The sequence below is a fragment of the Microbacterium umsixpiens genome (genome assembly GCF_053543675.1).
Map to the genome: position 1 here is coordinate 1 of NZ_JBLVOH010000082.1, position 8,461 is coordinate 8,461.

The following is an 8,461-nucleotide window of genomic DNA, read 5'->3' on the forward strand; positions in this document are numbered from 1 at the left end:
GAATCGGACTCATCCTGACCGAGGCCCTGGGCGGTCTCCGACGGAACATCTCGATGGTCATCTCGGTGATCCTCGTCACCTTCGTCTCGCTCACCTTCGTCGGCGCGGCGATCCTGATGCAGTCGCAGATCGGCGTCATGCGGGGTTACTGGGCCGAGCGTGCCCAGGTCGCCGTGTACATGTGCTCCGCGGTCTCGGAATCCGACACCTGCATCGACGGAGCCGCGAGCGAGGAGCAGGTGGCCGCGGTCCGGGCGCAGCTCGAAGGCGACGCGCTGGCACCGCTCATCAGCTCGCTGACCTTCGATACCAAGGAGGACACGTACGCCAAGCTCGTCGAGCAGCTCGGCGAGGACCAGGCGAGTGTGCTCACGCCCGACCAGGCATTCGAGGTCTTCTTCGTGACGATGAAAGACCCGGGGCAGTCGCAGGTGCTCGCCGAGGCATTCAGCGGCCAGGCCGGAGTGGAGCAGGTCAAGGATCAGCTCCAATACCTCGAGCCGCTGTTCTCCGCTTTGACCGTCGCGACGTATATCGCCGTCGGCATAGCGGTGCTCATGCTGATAGCGGCGACCCTGCTGATCGGGACGACGATCCGGTTGTCGGCGTATGCGCGTCGCAAGGAGATCGGCATCATGCGCCTGGTCGGCGCCTCGAACCGGTTCATCCAGACACCGTTCGTGCTCGAAGGCGTGTTCGCGGCGTTCCTCGGCTCGGCGCTGGCCAGTGCCGCGGTCGTCGCCGGCATGCATTTCGGGGTGAACGGCTACCTGCGAGGCCGCGTCCCGTTCATCACGACCTGGGTGACGATGCAGGACGCGATGCTCGTCGTACCGGTGCTGATCGGCATCGGCGTCGTCCTGGCCGCGTTGTCCGCCGGCTTCGCGATCAGGCGTTGGCTCCGTACCTGATATCCTGAAAGGCTGCTCGGTCGGAACGATCGATCGAGCTCATCACGGCAACAGGAGAGCATCATGCCCAGGGAACGCGGAGAGAAGGTCGTCGCGACCAATCGTCGCGCACGTCACGACTACACGATCGAGAAGTCGTACGAGGCGGGGATGGTGCTCACCGGCACCGAGGTCAAGTCACTGCGTCAGGGGCGCGCCAACCTCAGCGACGGTTACGCGTTCGTGAAGGGCAACGAGGTCTTCCTCGATTCGGTGCACATCCCGGAGTACTCCCAGGGGCATTGGACCAATCACTCGGCGAAGCGGATCCGCAAGCTGCTGCTGCATCGCGAGGAGATCGCCAAGATCGCGCATGCCGTCTCGGCGGGTGGATACACCCTGATCCCGCTGAAACTGTACTTCTCCGATGGGCGGGCGAAGGTCGAGATCGCCCTCGCCAAGGGAAAGCGCGAGTACGACAAGCGGCAGACCCTGCGCGAACGTCAGGACACCCGCGAGGCGGATCGTGCCATGCGCCTGCGCAATCGCGTGGGCGAGTAGCGACCGGTCGTCACAGCGTCGGCTCGAAGCCGAACACGCGGCCGAGGAAGATCAGTTCACGCTCGAGTGCGTCGATGATCGTGTCGGCACTGCGGAACCCGTGCCCCTCATCGGGGTAGAGGACATACTCGTGGTCGACGCCTCGGGCGGCCAGCGCGTCTCTGATCGCCTCGGACTGCGAGGGCGGGACCACTCGATCTTCTCCGCCCTGCAGCAGCAGCACGGGGACTCCGATGCGATCCGCGTGGGTGAGTGGTGATCGTTCGACGTAGATGTGCTCGTACTCGGGGAGAGGCCCCACGAGACCGTCGATGTACGACGCCTCGAAGTCGTGCGTCTCGGCGACCAGCATCCGCAGATCGGCCACGCCGTAGCGGCTGATCCCCGCGGCGAAGGCCCCGCCGCGCACGAGCGCGGAGAGCACCGTCCAGCCGCCTGCGGATCCACCGCGGATGGCGATGCGGGACGGGTCGGCGAGGCCGGCATCCGCGAGGCCCTGTGCGGCGGCGATCACGTCGTCGACGTCCACGACGCCCCATCGGCGGTCCAGGCGTTCGCGGTAGGCGCGTCCGTAGCCGGTGGAGCCGCCGTAGTTGACGTCGAGCACGCCGATTCCCCTGCTCGTGTAGAACGCGTTGGCGGCGGAAGCCGCGCCGGTGACGTGCGCGGTCGGTCCGCCGTGCACCAGCACCACGTACGGGGGGAGCTCGTCGGCGGGGGCTGTCGCGTCGGGGTTCGCCGGGGGGTAGGCGAAGGCGTGCACGACTCCGTGCCTTCCGTCGACCTCGATCGGCACAGCGCGCGGCATCCATTCGGCATCGACGGGCTCACCTCCGCGCACGGCGACGGTCGCGCCGGAGTCCACATCGATGCACCACAGGCCGGCGGTCACGCCGGAGCCACTGCCGGAGAGCAGCACGCGCGACCCGTCCACATCGTCGATGCTCACATGGCCGTCGGCCGGGATATCGATCGGGCGTGCGGCACCGTCCGGTGAGATCAGGACGACCTCGTCGCGCCCGTTCGTGCGGACGGCGACGATCCGTCCGTCGGCGAGGGGTCGATACCAGCGGTTGCCGAGCACCCACAGCCCGTAGCCGGTGTCGGCATCGGTCGGGCTGAGCGCGCGCGGTGCGCCGACCGGCGAGACTCCGTCGAGCTCGATGCGATGCAGGCCCCAGCGGTCGTCCGGATCATCGGCGAACATCAGCTCCGTCTCGCTGAGCCACTCGGGCTGCAACGCCGCTCGAGTGGGGATCTCGTGCACGTCGCTGCCGTCGCTCTGCGCGATCTGCAGCTGCGAGGCCTCCCAGGGCATCCGTCCGCGGTTCCAGGTGATCCAGGCGACGCGGCCGCCGTCGGGCGAGAGTGCGGGGTGAGCGAAGAAGCCGTCGCCCTCGACGATGACTCGAATTCCGGACGCGTCCTCCGCGGCGGAGCCGTCGATCGGGATCTCGACGATCGCGCGGTTATGCGGCGTGGCCGACAGATCTTCGCGCACGGCGAGCAGACGGCCGTCTTGCACGCGGAGGCCTCCGTGCGATGGCCCCGCCGGTGTCAGCGGGACGGGCTCGGCACCGGCGACCAGTCGATGGACGCGCTGATCGCCGGCATCGACGAAGTACAGGATGCCCGTGGAATCGGCGGTCCATGCCCCGCCGCCGTACTCGTGCACCCGGGAGCGAGCACTCCAGGGCGCCGGGAGCATCTCGGCTCCCGAGGAGCTTCGCACCGAGACCCGCCCCTTCTCGGCGGGCATGGATTCTCCCCACCAGATCTCGGAGCCGACGAAGCGCGCCCCGTCGATGCGCGGGGAGGATGCCGCGACGGAGGCTGCGGAGAACGGAGAGGGCCAGGAACCGTGAGGCGACGACATGCTCCGAGCCTATGGGCTGAACTCAGACGGCGCGCAGCACCGCCACGACCTTACCGAGCACCACGGACTCGTCGCCGAGGATGGGTTCGAAGGAGGAGTTTCGGGGGAGGAGCCAGGTGTGGCCGTCGCGACGGCGCAGCACCTTGACCGTGGCCTCGCCGTCGAGCATCGCGGCCACGATCTCGCCGTTCTCCGCATTGTTCTGCGAGCGCACGACGACCCAGTCGCCGTCGCAGATCGCGGCGTCGATCATCGACTCGCCCGAGACCTTGAGCATGAAGAGGTCTCCCTTGCCCACCAGTTGACGGGGGAGAGGGAAGATCTCCTCCACTTGCTGATCGGCGGTGATCGGCACGCCGGCGGCGATGCGACCGACCAGGGGCACGAGCGCCGCGTCGCCGACCGGAGTCGCCACGTCGGCGGGGTTCTCGCCGCTGGCGCCGGGGAGATCGATCAGGACCTCCATGGCACGTGTCTTGCCGGGGTCGCGTCGCAGGTAGCCGCTCAGTTCGAGTTGACCGAGTTGGTGGGTCACGCTCGACAGGGACTTCAGGCCGACGGCGTCTCCGATCTCCCGCATGCTCGGCGGGTAGCCGTGATGAGCGATGGAGTTCTGGATGACCTCGAGGATCGCCATCTGCTTGGGGCTCAGGCTCTTGCGGCGTCGCGTCCGCGGTGCCTCCGACTCGGGGGCCGAGTTCTCGCTCATGGTGCTCCTTAAGTGCGGTGTTCCGACGTCGCTCTTCGAATGTCGGAGGCCCGTGGTGTGGTGTTCTCATCGAAACCGTATCCGAGAAACGGCCCGATCTGGAAGATCTGTTCGAGCGTGTCGGCAGAATCGTGCATCCGGTTTCGAAGACAACTTGACAGATGTTCGAACTCGAAGATATCTTCGGTACGTAGCTTCGCATTCACGGCTCCCGGCCGAGACGGGAATGCGAACGCTACGCCAACTTCCCCGGCAGCTTCACCGCTCCGGGACAGGCTAAGGAGCACCACATGAGCAGCATCGGCTTCAGCACCGCGGCAGTCATTCCGGCGTCGACCCGTCCTACGACGCGACTCCGGCTGACCACGCGCGGTCGCGCCGTGCTGCTGGGGTTCGCCTCCGTGCCGCTCGCGATCGGCATCGCCTTCGCCGCACTCAGCGGTGGCAGTGCGATCGCCTCGGGCGCAGACACGGCAGCCGTCAGCGTCGAGACCGTGACCGTCATGCCCGGTGACACTCTCTGGTCGATCGCCACCGGGGTCGCCCCCGGCGCCGACCCGCGCGACGTCATCGGTGAGATCAGCCGTATGAACCTGCTGCGTGGCGGTGAGCTCCAGATCGGCCAGACGCTCGCCATCCCGGCCCAGTACGTGGACTGATCCCGTCGCGCCCGAGCTGCGGCAACTTTGCGTCATCGACTCGGGGCGCCGCTTAACATGGGAAGGGTGACCCTCTCCCTCAACGATCTCCCGCTACGCGACGATCTTCGCGGACTGACTCCGTACGGCGCGCCTCAGGCACCGCTCCCGATCGCCCTCAACGTGAACGAGAACACGCATCCCATTCCGGACGCGGTGGCGAGCGACATCCTCGACGACATCGCGCTCGCGATCCGTGATGTGAACCGTTATCCCGACCGGGAGTTCACCACTCTTCGCGAGTCGTTCGCAGAGTATCTGGGTCACGGCCTCACCCCGGAGCAGATCTGGGCGGGCAACGGCTCGAACGAGGTGCTCCAGCACATCCTGCAGGCCTTCGGCGGCCCCGGGCGCACGGCCTTCGGTTTCGCGCCGACCTACTCGATGTACCCGCTCATCGCGCAGGGCACGGGCGCGCGGTGGATCCCCGGAACGAGGCAGCCCGACTACACGATCACACCGGAGGAGGCAGCGGAGCAGGTGCGCACCGCGGACCCCGACGTGATCATCCTGTGCACCCCGAACAATCCCACCGGCACCCCGCTCGGCCTGGACGTCGTCGAAGCCGTCTACGAGGCGGCGCGGGGCATCGTGATCGTCGACGAGGCCTACCAGGAGTTCGCACCGCACGACGCGCCTTCCGCGCTGACACTCCTCGAGGGGCGCCCGCGCCTGGCGGTCTCGCGCACGATGAGCAAGGCCTTCGCCTTCGCCGGTGCGCGGGTCGGGTATCTGGCGGCAGATCCGACGTTCATCGATGCGTTGCGTCTGGTGCGCCTGCCCTATCACCTGAGCACGCTCACGCAGGCTGCGGCCGTCGCCGCTCTGCGCAACTCCGACGTGATGCTCGGCATGGTCGAGGAGATCGTCGAACAGCGCGACCGCATCACCGCGACCCTCGAGGCGCTCGGATATACGCCCCACGAATCCTGGTCGAACTTCGTCCTCTTCGGCGGCATCGCCGATCCGCGTGCGACGTGGCAGCAGCTCTTCGACCGCGGCGTGCTGGTGCGTGATGTCGGCATCCCCGGTCACCTCAGGGTCAGCGCGGGCACCGAGGCCGAGACCACCGCGTTCCTCGATGCTCTGGCCTCGATAGGATCGGCATCATGAGCACCCCGTCATCGACCCCGCGCACCGCGAGCCGCGTGCGCAGCACGTCGGAGTCCACCGTCGAACTCGAGCTGAACCTCGACGGCACGGGGGCGAGCCGCATCGACACGTCGGTGCCGTTCTTCGACCACATGCTCACCGCTTTCGCGAAGCACTCGCTGACCGACCTGACCGTGCGCGCTTCGGGCGACACGGACATCGATGCGCACCACACCGTCGAAGACGTGTCGATCGTGCTCGGACAGGCGATCCTCGAGGCGCTGGGCGACAAGTCCGGCATCTCCCGCTACGGCGACGCGCTCGTGCCGCTCGATGAGGCGCTCGCGCAGGCGGTCGTCGACATCTCGGGTCGTCCGTACCTCGTGCACACCGGCGAGCCCGCCGGATTCGAGCACCACCTCATCGGTGGGCACTTCACCGGCTCGTTGGTGCGTCACTCTTTCGAGGCGATCACCTTCAACGCCGCGCTGACCGTCCACGTGCGTGTGCTGGGCGGCCGCGACCCGCACCACATCGCGGAGGCGGAGTACAAGGCTTTCGCCCGCGCGTTCCGCCAGGCCAAAGCACTCGATCCGCTGGTCGACGGGATCCCGTCCACCAAAGGCGCACTGTGAGCGCGAGCCCCCGCGTCGCCGTCTTCGACTACGAGTCGGGCAACGTCCACTCGGCTGTCAAGGCGCTGGCCGCTGCCGGCGCGGATGCCGTGCTGACGCGCGACCGCAAGGCCGCCCTGGAGGCCGACGGTCTCCTGGTTCCGGGCGTCGGCGCGTTCCAGGCGGTCCGTGACGCGCTCCACGCACACGGCGGCGACGAGGTCATCGACCGGCGTCTGGCCGGCGGACGACCGGTGCTCGGGATCTGCGTCGGCATGCAGGTGCTCTTCGAGCACGGGGTCGAGCGAGGGCACGACACCGCGGGTCTCGGCGAGTGGCCCGGAGCGGTCACCGAGCTCAACGCACCCGTGCTGCCGCACATGGGCTGGAACACCGTCGAGCCCGGCGCGGACAGCGTGCTCTTCCGGGACCTGGAACATGAGCGTTTCTACTTCGTGCACTCCTACGCCGCCCAGTCCTGGGAGCTCGACGTCATCCCGCCGTTCCCCGAGCCCGTGCTGACCTGGACGACCTACGGCGACCCCTTCCTCGCCGCCGTCGAGAACGGTCCGCTCTCGGCAACCCAGTTCCACCCCGAGAAGTCGGGCGAAGCGGGCATCCAGCTCCTGCGCAACTGGGTCGGGAGTCTCTGACACCCATCGTGGACGTCATCCGTTTTGTCACCCGCTCTCCGGCGGACTACCCTCGGTTCTCGTGCCCGCTCCGGGCTGCAGACCTTCCCTAGCCAAGGACCCCATGAACGACTTCGCGCAGTCTCCCTCGCTCACGCTCCTTCCCGCGGTCGATGTCGCCGGTGGCAAGGCCGTCCGCCTCACCCAGGGCGAGGCCGGAACCGAGACGAGCTACGGCGACCCGCTCGACGCGGCAGGGGAGTGGGCCGCACAGGGCGCGAAGTGGATCCACCTCGTCGACCTCGACGCCGCTTTCGGACGCGGGAGCAACGCGCCGATCCTGCGCAAGGTCATCAAGCAGTTCAAGGGCGTCAGCATCGAGCTCTCGGGCGGCATCCGCGACGACGCGACCCTCGAGGCAGCGCTCGAGAGCGGCGCCACCCGGATCAACCTCGGCACGGCCGCACTGGAGAACCCCGAGTGGGCCGCCGATGTGATCGGTCGTTACGGCGAAGCGATCGCGGTCGGCCTCGACGTGCGCGGCACCACGCTCGCCGCACGTGGTTGGACCAAGGAGGGCGGCGACCTCTGGGAGGTCCTCGAGCGCCTGGAAGACGCCGGATGCAGCCGCTACGTCGTCACGGACGTGACGAAGGACGGCACGCTTCGCGGCCCGAACCTCGAGCTCCTTCGCGAGGTGACCTCGCGCACACCGAAGCCGGTCGTCGCATCCGGGGGGATCTCCAACCTCGACGACATCGCCGCGCTCCGTGAACTCGTGCCGCTGGGCGTCGAGGGTGCGATCGTCGGCAAGGCCCTTTACGCCGGTGCGTTCACGCTGGCTGAGGCACTGGATGTCGCAGGAGACTGACGGCCACGCCTGCGGGCCCGAGTCGCACAACCACGGAGACTCGGCCGGTGTCCCCTGGGAGGGACGCAGCTTCGAGTCGAATCCGCACGCGGCGGACGACGGCTCGGCCGACCCGGCGCTGCTGGCCGCACTGCTGCGCTTCCGCGCCGGCGAAGGCAGTCAGGTGGAAGTCGTCGACGCTTTCCGCTCGGCTCGCGTGCTGATCCCTCTGATCGCCGAGAAGGGTGAGGAAGGCGTCGCGCCGAGCGGCCTCGCCGTCGACAAGACGCAGGAGTTGTCGATCGTCACGGTCGCGGCTCCCGACGGGCGGCGGGTGCAGCCGGTTTTCTCCTCCGTCGAGGCGATGCAGAAGTGGGATCCCACGGCACGCCCGATTCCCGTGGAGGCGCTCCGGGCGGCGCTGGCGGCGTCAGCCGAAGACACCGACCTGATCGTGCTCGACCCGACGGCCGACACGGAGTTCGTGATCCGGCGGCCGGCCGTCTGGGCGATCGCCCAGGAGCATGCCTGGGAGCCGA

General features: G+C 68.2%; 10 protein-coding genes. 8 read left to right on the forward strand and 2 right to left on the reverse strand.

Annotation, left to right across the window (positions count from 1 at the left end):
* Positions 1-2 precede the first annotated feature (2 nt).
* Both ftsX and smpB read left to right on the forward strand, forming a co-directional pair.
* On the forward strand, positions 3-911 hold the full coding sequence (ftsX, locus tag ACNPM4_RS08480) for a permease-like cell division protein FtsX (protein WP_448985395.1): 909 nt from the start codon (positions 3-5) through the stop codon (positions 909-911).
* Positions 912-974: 63 nt separating this feature from the next.
* Entirely contained in the window at positions 975-1,451 is a 477-nt protein-coding gene (smpB, locus tag ACNPM4_RS08485; protein ID WP_021199784.1) for an SsrA-binding protein SmpB, read from the forward strand.
* A 10-nt stretch (positions 1,452-1,461) separates the two neighbouring features.
* Here smpB and ACNPM4_RS08490 read toward each other — a convergent pair whose 3' ends face one another.
* Positions 1,462-3,327, reverse strand: a complete 1,866-nt coding sequence (locus ACNPM4_RS08490) for a dipeptidyl-peptidase 5 (protein ID WP_448985396.1) — start codon at positions 3,325-3,327, stop codon at positions 1,462-1,464.
* 22 nt (positions 3,328-3,349) lie between these two features.
* A complete protein-coding gene (lexA, locus tag ACNPM4_RS08495; protein ID WP_029262496.1) occupies positions 3,350-4,036 on the reverse strand; it encodes a transcriptional repressor LexA in 687 nt (228 codons plus the stop codon).
* Positions 4,037-4,326: 290 nt separating this feature from the next.
* Here lexA and ACNPM4_RS08500 point away from each other — a divergent pair, with 290 nt between their 5' ends.
* The 6 genes from ACNPM4_RS08500 to ACNPM4_RS08525 all read left to right on the forward strand — a co-directional run.
* A complete protein-coding gene (locus ACNPM4_RS08500) occupies positions 4,327-4,695 on the forward strand; it encodes a LysM peptidoglycan-binding domain-containing protein (RefSeq protein WP_029262495.1) in 369 nt (122 codons plus the stop codon).
* 66 nt (positions 4,696-4,761) lie between these two features.
* Positions 4,762-5,847, forward strand: a complete 1,086-nt coding sequence (locus ACNPM4_RS08505) for a histidinol-phosphate transaminase (RefSeq protein ID WP_036303599.1) — start codon at positions 4,762-4,764, stop codon at positions 5,845-5,847.
* The gene (gene hisB / locus ACNPM4_RS08510; protein ID WP_029262493.1) at positions 5,844-6,461 is read left to right on the forward strand and encodes an imidazoleglycerol-phosphate dehydratase HisB; all 618 of its coding nucleotides are present in this window, start codon (positions 5,844-5,846) and stop codon (positions 6,459-6,461) included. Before ACNPM4_RS08505 ends, hisB begins: the two co-directional genes overlap by 4 nt.
* Entirely contained in the window at positions 6,458-7,093 is a 636-nt protein-coding gene (gene hisH / locus ACNPM4_RS08515) for an imidazole glycerol phosphate synthase subunit HisH (protein WP_448985397.1), read from the forward strand. Before hisB ends, hisH begins: the two co-directional genes overlap by 4 nt.
* Before the next feature lie 103 nt (positions 7,094-7,196).
* On the forward strand, positions 7,197-7,943 hold the full coding sequence (priA, locus tag ACNPM4_RS08520; protein WP_029262491.1) for a bifunctional 1-(5-phosphoribosyl)-5-((5-phosphoribosylamino)methylideneamino)imidazole-4-carboxamide isomerase/phosphoribosylanthranilate isomerase PriA: 747 nt from the start codon (positions 7,197-7,199) through the stop codon (positions 7,941-7,943).
* The coding region (locus ACNPM4_RS08525; RefSeq protein ID WP_448985398.1) for an SseB family protein at positions 7,927-8,461 on the forward strand (535 nt) is incomplete at its 3' end. The genes priA and ACNPM4_RS08525, both read left to right, overlap by 17 nt.